This is a genomic window from Mycobacterium sp. (assembly GCF_035314905.1).
Taxonomy (GTDB): Bacteria; Actinomycetota; Actinomycetes; order Mycobacteriales; family Mycobacteriaceae; genus Mycobacterium.
In genome coordinates, this window is the sequence record NZ_DATFYW010000245.1 from 13,631 (window position 1) to 28,880 (window position 15,250).

A 15,250-nucleotide genomic window follows, 5' to 3' on the forward strand; every position below is an offset into this window, starting at 1 on the left:
TTGGGCGGGGCCTGATGCTGTGTGAGGAGATGCCGTGAGCGACGTAATCGAACGGGTAGGTGTCATCGGCGCCGGGCAGATGGGCGCGGGCATCGCCGAAGTGTCGGCCCGGGCCGGCGTGGACGTGCTCGTGTTCGAGACCACCGACGCGCTGGTCGCGGCGGGCCGGGCCCGCATAGTGAAGTCGCTGGAGCGCGGCGTCAGCGCCGGCAAGATCACGGAGCGGGAACGAGACCAGGCGGTTGCGAGGCTGCGGTTCACCACCGATCTCGCCGACATGGCCGACCGCCAGCTGGTGATCGAGGCGGTGATCGAGGACGAGGCCGTCAAGGCGCAGATCTTCGCCGAACTGGACCGGGCGATCGGCGACCCCGATGCTGTGCTGGCGTCCAACACCTCAAGCATCCCGATCATGAAACTGGCTGCGGCGACAAAGAATCCGGGCCGTGTGCTGGGGCTGCACTTCTTCAACCCGGTGCCGGTGCTGCCGTTGGTCGAGTTGGTCAGCACGCTGGTCACTGCGCAGCGCGCCGCGGCACGGACCGAGCAGTTCGCGAGCTCGGTGCTGGGCAAGCAGGTGGTGCGGTGCAGCGATCGGTCGGGTTTCGTGGTCAACGCGCTGCTGGTGCCGTATCTGCTCTCGGCGATCCGGATGGTGGAAGCCGGTTTCGCGACCGTCGAGGACATCGACAAGGCCGTGGTGGCCGGCCTATCGCATCCGATGGGTCCGCTGCGGCTGTCCGACCTCGTCGGGCTCGACACGCTGAAGCTGATCGCGGACAAGATGTTCGAGGAATTCAAGGAGCCGCACTACGGCGCGCCACCGCTGCTGCAGCGGATGGTCGAGGCGGGCATGCTCGGCAAGAAGTCCGGCAAGGGCTTCTACTCCTACGCGACCAAGTAGGCCCACCCCGGCCGGCCTAGGAGTCGGTCAGGCGCTTCTTCTCGGCCTCGACGTCGAATTTCGCCGGCGGCCAAGACAAGCCGAGGCTTCCGAGGGCATCGACCAGGAGCTCGGTGACGGCGAGCCTGCTGTACCACTTCTGGTCGCACGGGACGACGTACCACGGCGCGTGCGGGGTCGAGGTGTTATCCAGCATGGCCTGGTAGGCCTTCACGTACTTCGGCCAGAGCCTTCGCTCATCGACGTCTTTCGGGTTGTACTTCCAGTACTTGTCGGGCCGCTCCAGCCGCTCCTTGAGCCGTCTCTTCTGCTCCCGGGGCGAGAGGAGCAACGCGACCTTGACCAAGGTCATCCCGCCGTCGACGAGTTGTCTCTCGAATGCGTTGATCTCGTCGTAGCGCGCGCCCCACACCTCGGGCGGCACGAGAGAATGGACGCGGACGACCAAGACGTCCTCGTAGTGGGAGCGATCGAACACGCCGATGTGCCCGGCCGGCGGCAACGCGCGCCACACACGCCACAGGTAGTGGTGCTTTCTCTCCTCCTCGGTCGGAACCCCGAAGGCCGTGTAGCAGATGCCCATCGGATTGCCAGCGCCGACAACGTGTTTGACGATGCCGCCCTTGCCTGCGGTGTCCATCCCCTGCAACACCAGCAACACCGATCTGGGATCGCCTTCTTTGCCGTTGGCGTACAGCAGTTCCTGCAGCGCGGCGTAGCGCTCGTTGCGCTCGGCCTGCAGCCGGGGCACGTCATCCTTCGACCCGGTGAAGCCCGGCGTCGCAGCGGTGTCGATGTCCGCCACGTTGTCGCCCGCGATGAACGCGAGCAACTTACGTGGGTCGTGCCTCCACAGATCCGGCATACCGGCAGACCAGTCAGCCGGGTCGCGCGGACGGCAGGATCGGTGTCGGATGTGGCTGAGCGTTGAACTTCTCCAGTGATCCGTTGACCTCGACGATGCCGCACAACGCGTTCCAGCACAGCATCGTCAGATAGTCGATCAGCTCGTCTGAGCTCATGCGCGGATACGACATCCACGAGTGGGTGGCCAACTGCACGCCGCCGACGATCATGTACGCCCACGGCTCGACGCCGCCGGTGTGCATGCCGGCCTCCTGCATGCGCCGGCGCAGCATCACCGCAAGCATGCCGGCGATGATCCGCTCCGAGTCGGCGATGACCTTGCTCTTGCTGGCCGAGCTGTTGGCCATCACAAAGCGGTACGGTTCGGGTTCGGCCGCGACGGTTTCGACGTACACGCGGATGATCTCGCGGGTGAGGTCGAAACCGTCGAGGTTGGACGACAGCGCCGCGGCCATGTTCGGGATCAGCGTGGTCTGCGCGAACCGCATCATGACCGCAGTCGTCAGATCGTTCTTGTCGACGAAGTAGCGGTACAGAACGGTTTTCGAGACACCGATCTCAGCGGCGATCTCGTCCATGCTGACGTAGCGCCCCCGCCGGCGGATGGCCTCGAGCGCGCCGTCGACCAACTCGTTGCGGCGCTCCACCTTGTGTCGGTGCCATCGCCGCTTACGGCCGTCGATTTTGACCGTTGCCTGCGGGATTTGATCTGCCACCGTCGCGGATGTCCGTTCACTAGTCCATCCCGATACTACGGCGCGGCTCAACCGGCCGACGGATCACATCGCCTCACCAGCAATTCCTGGATGATGGTGTGGTGGTCCACCGAGCGATTCCGCAACGCGACATGTTCGCGGTCGACGCGAGCGCCGACGCCGAGCGCCGCCGCGCGCTGCGCCGGATGAAGCTGGTGGCGCTGAGCTTCCTCATCGGGGCGACCGTGCTTTTCCTCGTCTGCCGGTGGGCTCAGGCACACGCGGCCCCCGCCTGGGTCGGCTACGTCGGCGCGGCGGCCGAAGCCGGCATGGTGGGCGCACTGGCGGACTGGTTCGCGGTCACCGCGCTGTTCAGGCATCCGCTGCGGATTCCGATCCCGCACACGGCGATCATCAAGCGCAAGAAGGACCAGCTCGGCGAGGGCCTCGGCACGTTCGTCCGGGAGAACTTCATGTCGCCCGACGTGGTGGAGAACAAGCTGCGCGACGCGCAGGTCGCCAGCCGGATGGGCAAATGGCTCTCGGACCACAGCCACGCCACCCGGGTGGCGAGCGAGACCGCGACCGTGCTGCGGGTGCTGGTGGAGATGCTTCGCGACGAGGACGTGCAGCACGTCCTGGACCGAATGCTCATCAGGCGCATCGCCGAGCCGAAATGGGGTCCGCCGGTGGGCCGGGTGCTCGCCACGCTGCTCGCGGAGAACCGGCAGGAAGCGCTGATCCAGCTGCTGAGCGACCGGGCGTTCCAGTGGTCACTGAATGCCGGCGAGACGATCCACCGCGTGGTGATCCGGGACGCGCCGAGCTGGTCGCCGCGGTTCGTAGACGAACTCGTCGCGGATCGCATCCACCGCGAGCTGATCGAGTTCACGGACAAGGTCCGTCGCAACCCCGACCACGAGGTGCGACGGTCGGCCACGAGGTTCCTCTTCGACTTCGCCGACGACCTGCAGCACGACGAGACCACGATCGCCCGGGCCGAGGCGGTCAAGGAGCAGCTGCTGGCCCGCGACGAGGTGACCAACGCGGCGGGCACCGCATGGCGGGCGGCGAAGCGGATGATCCTGGAATCGGTCGACGACCCGTCCAGCGCGCTGCGCACCCGCATCGCCGACTCGGTGGTGCGCATCGGCGAATCGCTGCGCGACGACGCCGACCTGCGCGACAAGGTCGACGACTGGATCGTGCGGGCCGCACAGCACCTGGTCAGCGAATACGGGGTGGAGATCACCACGATAATCACCGACACCATCGAGCGCTGGGACGCCGAGGAGGCCAGCCGGCGCATCGAGTTGCATGTCGGGCGCGATCTCCAATTCATCCGCATCAACGGCACCGTCGTGGGCTCGCTCGCCGGGCTGGTGATCTACACGGTCGCACAGCTACTTTTCTAAGAGAACGCTAACTAAGTGCTTGCAAAAGTTAGCACCGGCGCCTAGTGTGGTGGTTGTCCGTGCTGACACCCGTGCGTCAAGGTGGTAAATCATGCCCCCGCAAGAGGCAGACATCGCCGCTGTGGTGACGAACGCCGCCCAGGACATCGGCAGCTTCATCAGGGCGCAGCGTGAGGCGGCGCAGGTGTCGGTACGGCAGTTGGCCGAAAAGGCCGGTGTCAGCAATCCGTATCTCAGCCAGATCGAACGCGGATTGCGCAAACCCTCTGCCGACGTGCTCGCCCAGATCGCCAAGGCGCTCCGGGTGTCCGCCGAGGTGCTCTACATCAGGGCCGGGATTCTCGAGCCCGCCGAGACCAATGCGGTGCGCGACGCCATCATCACCGACACGGCGATCACCGAGCGGCAGAAGCAGGTAATGCTCGACATCTACTCCTCGTTTTGCCAACAGAACGAAGCTGCCCGTGAGGAGTCGACAACTGCCTGACCGCGCGACAGTGTTGTGCAAACCTACCCATTAGATGAGCCACTGAACTTAGATGAGCCACTGAACTGAAAGGAATCATGATGGCCGAACGAAACACCCCCACCGTTGACGATCTGAAGGCTCCGCTGCTCGCCGCAGTGGGTGCCGCCGATTTTGCCCTCGAGCGGGTCAACGAGATCGTCATCGCATTGCGCGAGCGCGCCGAGGAGGCCCGCACCGATGCGAGCAGCCGGGCGCAGGAGACCCGTGACCGGCTGACCAAGCTGCAGGAGGACCTGCCCAAGCGGGGCGAAGAGCTGCGCGGCCGGCTGAGCGGCGATGAGCTGCGCAAGGCCGCCGAGGGCTACCGGGAGCAGGCCACCGAGGTGTACCAGAGCCTGGTCGAGCGTGGCGAGGCGGCGCTGGAGCGGCTGCGCAGCCAACCCGGGTTCGAGGAGAGCCGGGCCCGCGCCGAGCAGGCCCTCAGCGACACCGTCGAACTGACCCAGGAGGCGCTGGGCAACGTCGCGAGCCAGACCCGCGCGGTCGGGGAGCGCGCCGCCAAGCTGATCGGGCGCGAGGGGAAGGCCGAGTCCGCCGCCAAGAAGGCGCCGGCCAAGACGGCCGCGCCGGCCAAGAAGGCCGCGCCGGCCAAGAAGGCTCCTGCCAAGAAGGCTCCTGCCAAGAAGGTCACACAGAAGTAGTCAGGTCGACGACCGGGGCGGTGCCCGCATAGGCTAGTCCGCATGATGCTGGCTGGCCTGGCGGACACCGTCCTGAACGTTCTGCGTATCGCGGTCCTGATACTGGCGGTGTACGCATTCGTCCACGCCGCGCTGCAGCGTGGTGACGCCTACACCGCCGCCGAAAAGCTGACCAAGCCGGTATGGCTTTTGATCCTCGGCGCCGGGGTGCTGCTGGCGCTCGTCCTTGGCGTCACCGGTATCGCCATCGCTGCCGTGGCGGCCGGGATCTACCTCGTCGACGTCCGGCCCAAACTGCTCGAGATTCAAGGCAAATCGCGGTAGTCGATGCGCTCCGCCCTGCTGGCCTCGGCGGCGGCCGCGGTCGCCCTGCTGGCTTCAGCGGCCGCCGCGGTCGCGCTGCTAGCCGGCGCGCCCGCCCACGCCGCACCCCCGGTGCCGCCGCCGCCGTACATCGACCGCACCCAGTGGGTGCCGTCGGGGAGCGGCCTCTCGAGCCTGCACGTGTACCCCACGCAGGCGGGCCGCGTGGCGTCGACGGAGTTCGTCAGCCCTAACGAGGCGTGGCGCGAGGTGCTGGCCGACACCCCGGACGCCGACACCCCCGGCATGCGCGCCCAGTTCGCCTGCCACTGGGTGCTCGCCGAGGCGGCAGAGCCCGGCAAGGTCAGCTGGAACCTCGAACCCTGGCGTCCGGTGGTCGACGACGCCACGATGTTCTCCAGCGGCTGCAACCCCGGCGGTCCCGAAGAACCGTCGTGACGTCGCGGGGGGACGTCGCGAGGCTCGTCGACCACACCCTGCTCAAGCCCGAGGCCATGGCCGCCGATGTCGCGGCGTTGGTGGCCGAGGCCGTCGAGCTCGGCACGTTCGCGGTCTGCGTGTCGCCCTCGATGGTGCCCGTCGCGGTCACGGCGCTGCGCAGCGGCGGGCCGGTGATCGCCGCGGTGGCGGGATTTCCGTCCGGCAAGCATCTCACCGCGATCAAGGCCGGGGAGGCCGCCCGCGCGGTGGCCGCGGGCGCGGCCGAGATCGACATGGTCATCGACGTCGGGTCGGCGCTGGCCGGCGAGTTCGATGCCGTGCGCGGCGACATCGCCGGCGTGCGCGCGGCGATCCCCCAGGCCACGCTGAAGGTGATCGTCGAGTCCGCGGCGCTTCTGAGCCTGCCCGGCGGCGGGGCCGCCACCCTTGCCGCGGCGTGCCGCGCCGCCGAAGACGCCGGCGCGAACTTCGTCAAGACCTCCACCGGCTTTCACCCCAGCGGCGGCGCATCGGTGACCGCCGTAGGGCTGATGGCCGACACCGTCGGGGGCCGGCTGGGCGTGAAGGCCAGCGGCGGCATCCGCACCGCGGCCGACGCGCTCGCGATGCTGCGCGCCGGCGCGACCCGGCTGGGGCTGTCCGGCACCCGAGCGGTGCTCGACGGGTTATAGGTTGGCTCTAGGTCGGCTGCAGGTCGGCGCAGGTCGGCTACAGGTTGGCGAAACAGGGATCCTGGCTGCCCTGCGGAATCGACGCGTTCTGCGTCGAAAAGTGCGCCACCACACCGTCATTCGTCACCTGCACGCTGTCGGCGTGGATGCCCAGCGGGTAGTTGTTGGTCAGCTCGCTGGTGAACGTGTCCAACGCGGGCTGCACCGACTCGCTCGGCAGCGTGACGCCCAACCCGGTCAGGCTGACCACCTGTAGCGAAACCCCGTTGTTGACGACCTGCGGCTTGGCGGTGATGCTGCCCAGGCCGCCCTGCAACTCGATCGTGCCGTCGCTCGGGTTGGTCTTGACGCCGCTGACGAAGCTGCCGAACAGCGGGATCGCGTTCTGAACGGTCTGCTTGATGCCGTCCGAGGACCAGCTGATCGTCGCGCCGAGCGCGCCGATCGTGCCCTTGCTGTTCGCGTTCCCCTGCAGCCGCACATCGTTGATGTTCACGTCGGCCTTCATGCCCTTGGCGGCGCGAATCTGGTTGCCTGCGGTCTGGATCGAGATGTTGTCGTAGTGGCCCGCCATGTGCTGCAGCAGAAACGGGGCCGGGCCGAACGAGACGGTGGCCTTGTCCTGCACCACACATTCGGCCGCCGCGGCCACGACGCCATCGGCGCGGTGACGGGCGTAGAGCTCGCCGGCGAGCAGCCCCGCGGCGATCAACGCGATCACGATCACGAGGATCAGCACGATCGACAACGGGTCGCCCAGACGGAACCGACGGCGTCTTGGTGTCACCGGTTCACCCGTGCCCTTCCCCGCCGCCGTCGAGGCCCGCGGAAACTGCTGCGTCGGCCTGTCCATCGGGCTGCCCGGACGCGGGATGTACTGGGTAGGAGGCTCCGGGGGAGGCGCCGAGCGGGGGGGCCGAGCCCAGACCGTCGGATCCCCGTGCGGCGGTCCCTGCGGGTTCGTCATCCGCGCGATTCTGCCCTATCGACCTGAGCGATCCGTGAGCGGTTGCGCAACACCGCAAGTGTGTCGCGGGCCGAAGCGACCTGAGCCAGGTCGATGTCGACGACGACGAGCCGCGGGCCGTCGGCCGCCTCGGCCACCACCTCGCCGAAGGGAGATGCCACCAGGCTGCCGCCGGCACCCGTCGGCGCCGTGGCCGCGGCCACCTCGTCGCCGGGGTACGCCTGGCCCGCGGCGGCCACAAAGCTGGTCGAATCGAGCGCGCGGGCGCGGCACAGCAGCCGCCACTGGTCGAGCTTGCCCGGTCCCGAGCCCCACGACGCGCTCACCGTGACCAATTGGGCACCCGCCAGCGCAAGCTCGGTGTACAGGGGCGGGAAGCGGATGTCGTAGCAGGTCGTCAACCCGACCCCCACCCCGTCGACCTCGATGAGCACCGGCTCGCGTCCGGGCGCCACCGTGCGCGACTCCGTGAAGCCGAACGCGTCGTAGAGGTGGATCTTGTCGTAGTGCGTGTCGATCCCCAGGCCGGTCGCGATCAGGGTGTTGGTCACGCGTCCGTCGGGGCCCGGGCAGAACATGCCCGCGACCACGGCGATGCCGGCCTTGGCGGCGATCTCGCGCACCCGCGACGCCCACGGCCCGTCAAGCGGCTCGGCGACCGGCTTCAGCGGCACGCCAAAGCGGCACATCGTCGCCTCCGGGAACACCACGAGCCGCGCCCCGGCGCCGGCCGCACGCGTGGCGTAGTCGTCGACCAACCCCAGGTTGGCCGCCGGGTCCGCGCCGCTGGAGATCTGCGCCAATGCAATCCGCATGCCGGTAAGGCTAGAGGCCGTCGCGGTCGGGTGTCTCAGGCATTTTCCGCGATCCACAGCGTCGTGAAGCGCTGTTCTGCCGTCACCAGCTCGGCAAGCTTGCCGCCGATGAAGGTCTCGAGTTTGCCGCCCACCAACGGGATGCCGACCTCGACGGTCGCGGTGAACGTCAGCCGGGAACCGGTCTCCGCCGGCGCGAGCTTCGCCGTGCCGACGACCGACACCGGCGCGCCGGGCACCGTGCCGCTCACCTCGGCGTGCGCCCTGCCGTCCGCGACCGCGCTCCACGACTCGCTGCGGACGATCGCCAGATCGCCGGGGTGGAACTGGGTGACCACGGCCGGCAGCCGGTCGGGCCGCAACGCCTGGGTGGTCGCGACGATCAGCCTGCCATCGCCCTCGACGACCATCGAATCGAGGGTGGCGGAGTCCGCCCCCGAGTCGGCCAGGCGCGCCAGCCAGTACTCCTCGTCGCCGAACGCGGCGTGGACCAGTTCGACACCGACGGGATACGAGGCCGACAAGTCGAATGAACGCGGCATAGCTGGTCAGGCTACCGTTAGCGGTCGTGGCCGACGGGCAGAAGCAATTCGCCGGGGCGCTGGTGGCCGAGGACGTGCCCCTGGCACCGTTGACCACGCTGCGGATCGGCCCGGTGGCACGTCGGTTGATCACTTGCGGCACAACGGATCAGGTGATCGCGGTACTGCGTGCGCTGGACAACGACCCGCCGGGGCCCGTGCTGGTGCTGGCCGGAGGGTCGAACGTGTTGATCGCCGAACAGCTGAGGGATCTGACCGTGGTGCGGCTGGCCAACGCGGGGATCCGCATCGAGGGCGCCACGCTGCGCGCCGAGGCCGGCGCCGTGTGGGACGACGTGGTCTCCGCGGCGGTGCGGTACGGCCTGGGCGGGCTGGAGTGCCTGTCCGGGATCCCCGGCTCCGCCGGCGCGACGCCGGTGCAGAACGTCGGCGCGTACGGAGTGGAGGTTGCCGACACGCTGCGACGGGTGCGGCTTTTAGACCGGCGCGACGGGCAGGTGCGCTGGGCGGACCCCGACGAGCTCGGGTTCGGCTACCGGCGCAGCGTGCTGAAGGACTGCGCGGACGCGGTGGTGCTCGAGGTGGAGTTCGGCCTGTACGCCGACGGCCGCAGCGCGCCGCTGCGCTACCGCGAGCTGGTCACCGCGCTCGGTGCGTGCGAGGGGGAGCGCGCGGCGCCCGGCGAGGTCCGCGAGGCTGTGCTGGCGCTGCGGCGGGGTAAGGGCATGGTGCTCGACTACGACGACCACGACACCTGGAGCGTCGGCTCGTTCTTCACCAACCCGATCGTCACGGTCGAGGAATTCGCCGCGCTGCAGGCACAGGCCGCAGGTCCCGTGCCGCACTGGTCCGGCGCAGACGGCGTGAAGCTGGCGGCCGGCTGGTTGGTCGAGCAAGCCGGCTTCAGCAAGGGATTTCCCGGTGAGGGAGCGCCGGCCCGGTTGTCCACCAAGCACGCGCTGGCCGTGACCAACCGCGGGACGGCGACGGCAGCCGACGTGGCGTCGGTGGCGAGGAGGGTGCGCGACGGCGTCCACGGAGCCTTGGGGATCACCCTCACACCCGAACCGGTGCTGGTCGGAGTGACGATTTAGCGACACCGGGGCGGTCCCCGTAACCTTGGTCGACGTGACACCAGCCAATCCCGTGCCGCGGCTGAGCCGGCGCCGCGCACTGACCGCGCTCGCGGTCGGGGTGGTGGCGCCGGGTGCTCTGGTGTCGTGTTTCGGGGGTGCTGGCAAACAAGGGGAGGCCGCGGGACCGCCGCCAAAGCCCACTGTGACGTTTCGGCCCGACAGCGGCGCCACCGACGTGGTCCCGACCGCGCCTGTCAGCGCGGAGGTCCGCAACGGCTGGTTTCAGCGCGTCACGCTGACCAATCCGGACGGAAAGGCGGTCTCCGGCGTGCTCAACCAGGACCGCACCGCGTTCACGGTCACCGAGCCGCTGGGGTACGGCGCCGCCTACACGTGGGGCGGCTCGGTGGTCGGCCACGACGGGGTGGCTGTGCCCGTCACCGGCAAGCTCACCACGGTCAAGCCCACCAACACCGTGAGCGGCCAGTTCCAGCTCGCCGACGGGCAGACCGTCGGCATCGCGGCCCCGATCATCTTGCAGTTCGACGCGTCGATCAGCGACAAAGCCGCCGTCGAGCGGGCGCTGACGGTGACCACTGATCCGCCCACCGAAGGCAGCTGGGCGTGGTTGCCCGACGAGGCGGAAGGCTCGCGGATTCACTGGCGGACCAAGGAGTACTACCAGCCCGGCACCAAGGTAAACGTCGACGCGAAGCTGTACGGGGTCGCGTTCGGCGCCGGCGCGTTCGGTGCGCAGGACGAGACGCTGAGCATCGACATCGGCAGGCGCCAGATCGTGAAGGCGGACGCGACGACGCACCACATCCAGGTGCTCACCGACGACGGCGTCATCATGGACTTCCCCTGCAGCTACGGCGAGGCCGACCTGCCGCGCAACGTCACCCGCAGCGGCGTACACGTGGTCAGCGAGAAGCACTCCGACTTCTACATGTCCAACCCCGCTGCCGGCTACAGCAACGCGCACGAACGCTGGGCCGTGCGGATCTCCAACAACGGCGAGTTCATCCACGCCAACCCGGCCAGCCTGGGCGCGCAGGGCAACACCAACGTCACCAACGGCTGCATCAACCTGTCGCCGGAAAATGCACAGGAGTACTACAACAGCGCGATCTACGGCGACCCGGTGGAAGTCACCGGCACGTCGATCCAGCTGTCAGCCGCCGACGGCGACATCTGGGACTGGGCCGTCGACTGGGACACCTGGGTGTCGATGTCGGCGCTACCTCCGCCCAACGCACCGCCGGCGACGACGTCGATTCCGAAGTCAGCGCCGGCCACGCCCAGCGATGCGCCCACGCTCTCGGGTACTGCGACCACTATCCCCCGACCCGGCGGGTAGCGCTGGCCTGGTCTCGCGGCCGGATCACGATCAGGTCCAGGTCCACGCGGGACGGCCGTGACGCGACGAAGCCGATGACCTCGGCGATGTCCTCCGCCACCAGCGGCGTCATGCCCTCGTAGACGGCGTCGGCACGCTGCCGGTCGCCGCCGAAGCGCACCAGCGAGAACTCCGTCTCGACCATTCCGGGCGCAATCTCGGTGAGCCGCACCGGCTTTCCGAGCAGCTCGCCGCGCAGCGTGCGGTGCAGCGCGGCTTGAGCGTGCTTGGCGGAGGTGTAGCCGGCGCCGCCGTCGTAGATCTCGAAGGCCGCGATCGACGTGACCGTGACGATCAGCCCGTCGCCGGACTCGATCAGCTTCGGCAACAGCGCGCGGGTGACCTGCAGCGTGCCGAGCACGTTGGCCTCCCACATCCAGCGCCAATGGTCGAGGTCGGCATCGGCGACCGGTTCGAGCCCTTTGGCGCCGCCGGCGTTGTTGACCAGCACGTCCACCCGGTCCACGCGATCGGCCAGATCGGCGATCGCGTCCGCATCGGTGACGTCCGCCACAACCGCGGTACCGCCGATTTCGTCGGCAAACGCCTGGACCAGCTCGGCGCGACGGGCCACTGCGACCACGTGAAAACCCTGGCGCGCCAGGGTTCTCGCGGTCGCCGCTCCAATCCCGGAGCTGGCGCCGGTGACCACCGCGACGCGGCGGCCGTGTTGAGTCGTCATCGTCCCCACGATAGTGCGGAGCGAAGCCATGCTAAGTTTGCCTCGTGTCCTTCACCGGATTGTGTTGTCGCCCCGGTCTTCGCCGCGCCTGACATCAGCGTCCCCGGCGTGGCCCGGTCCCGCCAACCCGACTTCGAAGGACACCCCCCGTGCGAACCACAGCCCTGTCGTCCCACCCGCTGGTAACCCGCAACCACATCGTCGCGCCCGCCCTGTGCCTGCCCGACGCGGCCGCTGCGCTCGTGTTCGGCGCGGCGCGGACGCGCGGGCCGATCGCGCGCGATGCGATCGCGCACGTCACATCGCTGTCGACTGCGACAGTCAACCGCCAGGTGACGGCGCTGCTGGACGCGGGGCTGCTGCGGGAACGGGCCGACCTGGCGGTGTCCGGGGCGATCGGGCGGCCGCGCGTGCCCGTAGAGCTCAACCATGAACCGTTCGTCACCGTGGGCGTGCACATCGGCGCACGAACCACCAGCATCGTCGCCACCGACCTGCTCGGCCGCACGCTCGACGCCGTCGAGACACCCACGCCGACGGGGCCACAGGGGCAGGCGCTGGGCGCACTGGCCGCCAGCGCACGCCGCTATCTCAGTCGCTGGCACCGCCGGCGCGCACTCTGGGTGGGCGTCGCCGTCGGCGGCGTCGTCGAGGGCGCGACCGGACTGGTCCACCACCCGCGCCTGGGGTGGACGTCGGCTCCGGTCGGTCCGGTTCTGGCGGAGACGTTGGCGCTGCCGGTGTCGGTGGCCTCCCACGTCGACGCGATGGCCGGAGCGGAGCTGCTGCTGGGCATGCGGCGATTCGCCGGCCCGGCGGCGTCGAGCCTGTACGTCTATGCCCGCGAGACGGTCGGCTACGCCCTCGTGATCGGCGGCCGGGTGCACAGCCCGGCCAGCGGACCGGGCACCATCGCCGCGCTGCCCGTGCAGTCGGACCTGCTCGGCGGCTCCGGCCGACTCGAGTCGACGGTCAGCGACGAGGCGGTGCTCGCCGCGGCGCGCCGGCGGGGCATCGTGGCCGACGCGACGATGGCGACGCTGCTGAGGGCCGCGCGCGGCGGAAGCCGGCCCGCGCGAGAGTTGCTCGCCGAACGCGCGCGCGTGCTCGGCGGGGCCGTCGCGTTGCTCCGCGACATGCTCAACCCCGACGACCTGGTGGTCGGCGGCCAGGCGTTCACCGAGTATCCGGAAGGCATCAACCTGGTCGAGGCCGCCTACACCGAGCGCTCGACGCTGCCTGCCCGCGACATCCGCGTCACCGCTTTCGGTAACCGGGTCCAGGAGGCCGGTGCGGGGGTGGTGTCGCTCGGCGCGCTGTACGCGGACCCGATCGGCGCGATGCGACGTGCCCTGGCGCGCCGCCCGGAGGTCGGCGTCCTGTAGACATGGCAGTGTGGGGCCATTCGACGGGTTTGATGCCGCCGGGTTTGATGCCGCCGGGTTTGCGGCTCCGGCTCGTGTGGCGGTGTTGTCGGTCCACACCTCGCCGCTAGCCCAGCCGGGGACCGGCGACGCCGGCGGGATGAATGTCTACATCCTGCAGACCGCGCTGGAAATGGCCCGCCGCGGGGTGGCGGTGGAGATCTTCACCCGGGCGACCTCGTCGGCCGACCCGCCGACGGTGCACGTCGCGCCCGGCGTGCTGGTGCGCAACGTGGTGGCCGGGCCGTTCGAGGGCCTCGACAAATACGACCTGCCCACGCAGCTGTGCGCGTTCACCGCAGGCGTGCTGCGTGCCGAGGCCAACCACGAGCCGGGCTATTACGACATCGTGCACTCCCACTACTGGCTGTCGGGCCAGGTCGGCTGGCTGGCGCGTGACCGCTGGGCGGTGCCTCTGGTGCACACCGCGCACACGCTCGCCGCGGTGAAGAACGCCGCCTTGGCCGACGGCGACACCCCCGAGCCGCCGCTGCGCGCCGTGGGTGAGCAGCAGGTGGTCGACGAGGCCGACCGGCTCATCGCCAACACCGAAGATGAAGCGCACCAACTGGTTTCGCTGCACCGCGCCGACCCGTCGCGCATCGACGTGGTTCACCCCGGGGTGGACCTGGAAGTGTTCACCCCGGGCGACCGCGGCGCCGCGCGAGCCGCCCTCGGCCTGGCCGCGGACGAGCGCATCGTCGCGTTTGTCGGGCGGATCCAGCCGCTGAAAGCACCCGACATCCTGCTGCGCGCCGCGGCGCGGCTGACCGGGCGGTCCGGCCGGCTCCGTGTGTTGATCGCGGGGGGCCCATCCGGCTCGGGGCTGCAAGCACCTGACACTCTCGTTCGGCTCGCGGCCGAATTGGGTATCACCGACCGGGTGACGTTCCTGCCCCCGCAATCACGCGGCGACCTGGTGACGGTGTACCGCGCCGCCGATCTGGTCGCCGTCCCGAGCTACTCGGAATCGTTCGGCCTGGTGGCCATCGAGGCGCAGGCATGCGGCACGCCGGTCGTCGCCGCGGCGGTCGGTGGGCTGCCGGTCGCCGTGCGCGACGGGGTCAGCGGCGCGTTGGTGGGCGGTCACGGCGTCGACGAGTGGGCCGACGCGATCGGCGCCCAGCTGGACCGGCGTGCGGAGGTGGCGAGCCACGCGGCGGTGTCACACGCTGCGAACTTCTCCTGGTCGCGCACGGTCGACGGGCTGCTGGCCGCCTACGGCCGTGCGAGCGACGAGTACGCCGTCACGCATCAGCGCGGCCCGGCCCGGGCCCCGGCGTCGCGACGCAACGGCCGGCGGTGGACCAGGCGGCTGGGGGTGCGGGCGTGAACTCGCATGTGCAGCGGATCATCGAGGAAACGCTCGACGAGCGCGAGTTGCCGTACTCCTGGCACCGCGGTGCGCACGGCGGCCTGCCGGGTGTCGTGGTCGAGTTGCCCGGCGAGCGCAAGCTCAAGACCAACACGATCCTGACCATCGGCGAGCACTCCGTGCGCGTGGAGGCGTTCGTGTGCCGCAAGCCCGACGAGAACCACGAGGGCGTGTACCGGTTTCTGCTCAAGCGCAACCGCCGGCTCTACGGCGTGGCCTACACGCTGGACAACGTCGGCGACGTCTACCTCGTCGGCCGGATAGCGCTGGAGGCGGTCACCGCCGAGGAACTCGACCGGGTACTGGGCCAGATACTCCAGGCGGTCGACGAGGACTTCAACACGCTGCTGGAACTCGGGTTCAGCACGTCGATCCGCAGGGAATGGGCCTGGCGGGTGTCGCGGGGCGAGTCGCTGAACAACCTGCAGGCCTTCTCACACCTGATCGACGACGAGGACGCCGACAAGGCGGCGCCGTGAGAGA

General features: G+C 69.5%; 18 protein-coding genes. 12 read left to right on the forward strand and 6 right to left on the reverse strand.

Annotation, left to right across the window (positions count from 1 at the left end; all coding sequences use genetic code 11):
• Window positions 1-34: 34 nt before the first annotated feature.
• A complete protein-coding gene (locus tag VKG81_RS20905; RefSeq protein WP_324398637.1) occupies window positions 35-904 on the forward strand; it encodes a 3-hydroxybutyryl-CoA dehydrogenase in 870 nt (289 codons plus the stop codon).
• Window positions 905-920: 16 nt separating this feature from the next.
• Here VKG81_RS20905 and VKG81_RS20910 read toward each other — a convergent pair whose 3' ends face one another.
• Window positions 921-1,769 carry a PPK2 family polyphosphate kinase gene (locus VKG81_RS20910; protein ID WP_324398638.1) on the reverse strand — a complete coding sequence of 283 codons (849 nt, stop codon included), beginning with the start codon at window positions 1,767-1,769 and terminating at the stop codon, window positions 921-923.
• A 13-nt stretch (window positions 1,770-1,782) separates the two neighbouring features.
• Entirely contained in the window at window positions 1,783-2,487 is a 705-nt protein-coding gene (locus tag VKG81_RS20915) for a TetR/AcrR family transcriptional regulator (protein ID WP_324398639.1), read from the reverse strand.
• Between the two features lie 131 nt (window positions 2,488-2,618).
• On the opposite strand from VKG81_RS20915, the gene VKG81_RS20920 reads away from it, so the two are divergent.
• The 6 genes from VKG81_RS20920 (at window position 2,619) to deoC (ending at window position 6,487) form a co-directional block, all read left to right on the forward strand.
• Complete coding sequence (locus tag VKG81_RS20920) at window positions 2,619-3,881, forward strand: DUF445 domain-containing protein (protein ID WP_324398678.1); 1,263 nt, start codon at window positions 2,619-2,621, stop codon at window positions 3,879-3,881.
• 91 nt (window positions 3,882-3,972) lie between these two features.
• On the forward strand, window positions 3,973-4,368 hold the full coding sequence (locus VKG81_RS20925) for a helix-turn-helix transcriptional regulator (RefSeq protein WP_324398640.1): 396 nt from the start codon (window positions 3,973-3,975) through the stop codon (window positions 4,366-4,368).
• Between the two features lie 80 nt (window positions 4,369-4,448).
• Window positions 4,449-5,051: a heparin-binding hemagglutinin gene (locus VKG81_RS20930; RefSeq protein ID WP_324398641.1), complete on the forward strand. Its 603-nt coding sequence runs from the start codon at window positions 4,449-4,451 to the stop codon at window positions 5,049-5,051.
• 42 nt (window positions 5,052-5,093) lie between these two features.
• On the forward strand, window positions 5,094-5,375 hold the full coding sequence (locus tag VKG81_RS20935) for a DUF2516 family protein (protein WP_414685357.1): 282 nt from the start codon (window positions 5,094-5,096) through the stop codon (window positions 5,373-5,375).
• Window positions 5,376-5,378: 3 nt separating this feature from the next.
• Window positions 5,379-5,813: a DUF2599 domain-containing protein gene (locus tag VKG81_RS20940; RefSeq protein ID WP_324398642.1), complete on the forward strand. Its 435-nt coding sequence runs from the start codon at window positions 5,379-5,381 to the stop codon at window positions 5,811-5,813.
• Window positions 5,810-6,487 (forward strand): deoxyribose-phosphate aldolase, encoded by a 678-nt coding sequence (deoC, locus tag VKG81_RS20945; RefSeq protein WP_324398643.1) that lies wholly within the window; start codon window positions 5,810-5,812, stop codon window positions 6,485-6,487. The genes VKG81_RS20940 and deoC overlap by 4 nt, the downstream gene beginning before the upstream one ends.
• 37 nt (window positions 6,488-6,524) lie before the next feature.
• Here deoC and VKG81_RS20950 read toward each other — a convergent pair whose 3' ends face one another.
• From VKG81_RS20950 to VKG81_RS20960, 3 genes are read right to left on the reverse strand one after another with little or no spacing between them, the layout of a single operon-like run.
• Window positions 6,525-7,454 (reverse strand): DUF2993 domain-containing protein, encoded by a 930-nt coding sequence (locus tag VKG81_RS20950; RefSeq protein WP_324398644.1) that lies wholly within the window; start codon window positions 7,452-7,454, stop codon window positions 6,525-6,527.
• Window positions 7,451-8,269: a carbon-nitrogen hydrolase family protein gene (locus VKG81_RS20955; RefSeq protein WP_324398645.1), complete on the reverse strand. Its 819-nt coding sequence runs from the start codon at window positions 8,267-8,269 to the stop codon at window positions 7,451-7,453. Before VKG81_RS20955 ends, VKG81_RS20950 begins: the two co-directional genes overlap by 4 nt.
• Before the next feature lie 35 nt (window positions 8,270-8,304).
• Window positions 8,305-8,811 (reverse strand): DUF2505 domain-containing protein, encoded by a 507-nt coding sequence (locus VKG81_RS20960; protein WP_324398646.1) that lies wholly within the window; start codon window positions 8,809-8,811, stop codon window positions 8,305-8,307.
• Window positions 8,812-8,837: 26 nt separating this feature from the next.
• Between VKG81_RS20960 and VKG81_RS20965 the strand changes: the two genes are divergently transcribed.
• Window positions 8,838-9,905, forward strand: coding sequence for a UDP-N-acetylmuramate dehydrogenase (locus tag VKG81_RS20965; protein ID WP_324398647.1), 1,068 nt, complete (start codon window positions 8,838-8,840; stop codon window positions 9,903-9,905).
• 25 nt (window positions 9,906-9,930) lie between these two features.
• A complete protein-coding gene (locus VKG81_RS20970; RefSeq protein WP_324398648.1) occupies window positions 9,931-11,247 on the forward strand; it encodes a L,D-transpeptidase in 1,317 nt (438 codons plus the stop codon).
• Here the strand turns inward: VKG81_RS20970 and VKG81_RS20975 are convergent.
• Window positions 11,225-11,968, reverse strand: coding sequence for an SDR family oxidoreductase (locus VKG81_RS20975; protein WP_324398649.1), 744 nt, complete (start codon window positions 11,966-11,968; stop codon window positions 11,225-11,227). The two genes, VKG81_RS20970 and VKG81_RS20975, sit on opposite strands and share 23 nt — an antisense overlap.
• Before the next feature lie 149 nt (window positions 11,969-12,117).
• On the opposite strand from VKG81_RS20975, the gene VKG81_RS20980 reads away from it, so the two are divergent.
• From VKG81_RS20980 to VKG81_RS20990, 3 genes are read left to right on the forward strand one after another with little or no spacing between them, the layout of a single operon-like run.
• Window positions 12,118-13,353 carry an ROK family protein gene (locus tag VKG81_RS20980; protein ID WP_324398650.1) on the forward strand — a complete coding sequence of 412 codons (1,236 nt, stop codon included), beginning with the start codon at window positions 12,118-12,120 and terminating at the stop codon, window positions 13,351-13,353.
• 10 nt (window positions 13,354-13,363) lie between these two features.
• Complete coding sequence (gene mshA / locus VKG81_RS20985; RefSeq protein WP_414685358.1) at window positions 13,364-14,725, forward strand: D-inositol-3-phosphate glycosyltransferase; 1,362 nt, start codon at window positions 13,364-13,366, stop codon at window positions 14,723-14,725.
• Window positions 14,722-15,246 carry a YbjN domain-containing protein gene (locus tag VKG81_RS20990; RefSeq protein ID WP_324398651.1) on the forward strand — a complete coding sequence of 175 codons (525 nt, stop codon included), beginning with the start codon at window positions 14,722-14,724 and terminating at the stop codon, window positions 15,244-15,246. The genes mshA and VKG81_RS20990 overlap by 4 nt, the downstream gene beginning before the upstream one ends.
• The last annotated feature ends 4 nt before the right edge of the window (window positions 15,247-15,250 follow it).

Coding starts and splice junctions, on each gene's coding strand:
- VKG81_RS20935 (WP_414685357.1), top strand. CDS start 5,094: ATGATGCTGGCTGGCCTGGCGGACACCGTCCTGAACGTTCTGCGTATC.
- VKG81_RS20930 (WP_324398641.1), top strand. CDS start 4,449: ATGGCCGAACGAAACACCCCCACCGTTGACGATCTGAAGGCTCCGCTG.
- VKG81_RS20920 (WP_324398678.1), top strand. CDS start 2,619: ATGTTCGCGGTCGACGCGAGCGCCGACGCCGAGCGCCGCCGCGCGCTG.
- VKG81_RS20925 (WP_324398640.1), top strand. CDS start 3,973: ATGCCCCCGCAAGAGGCAGACATCGCCGCTGTGGTGACGAACGCCGCC.
- VKG81_RS20955 (WP_324398645.1), bottom strand. CDS start 8,269: ATGCGGATTGCATTGGCGCAGATCTCCAGCGGCGCGGACCCGGCGGCC.
- VKG81_RS20960 (WP_324398646.1), bottom strand. CDS start 8,811: ATGCCGCGTTCATTCGACTTGTCGGCCTCGTATCCCGTCGGTGTCGAA.
- VKG81_RS20940 (WP_324398642.1), top strand. CDS start 5,379: ATGCGCTCCGCCCTGCTGGCCTCGGCGGCGGCCGCGGTCGCCCTGCTG.
- VKG81_RS20910 (WP_324398638.1), bottom strand. CDS start 1,769: ATGCCGGATCTGTGGAGGCACGACCCACGTAAGTTGCTCGCGTTCATC.
- VKG81_RS20975 (WP_324398649.1), bottom strand. CDS start 11,968: ATGACGACTCAACACGGCCGCCGCGTCGCGGTGGTCACCGGCGCCAGC.
- VKG81_RS20950 (WP_324398644.1), bottom strand. CDS start 7,454: ATGACGAACCCGCAGGGACCGCCGCACGGGGATCCGACGGTCTGGGCT.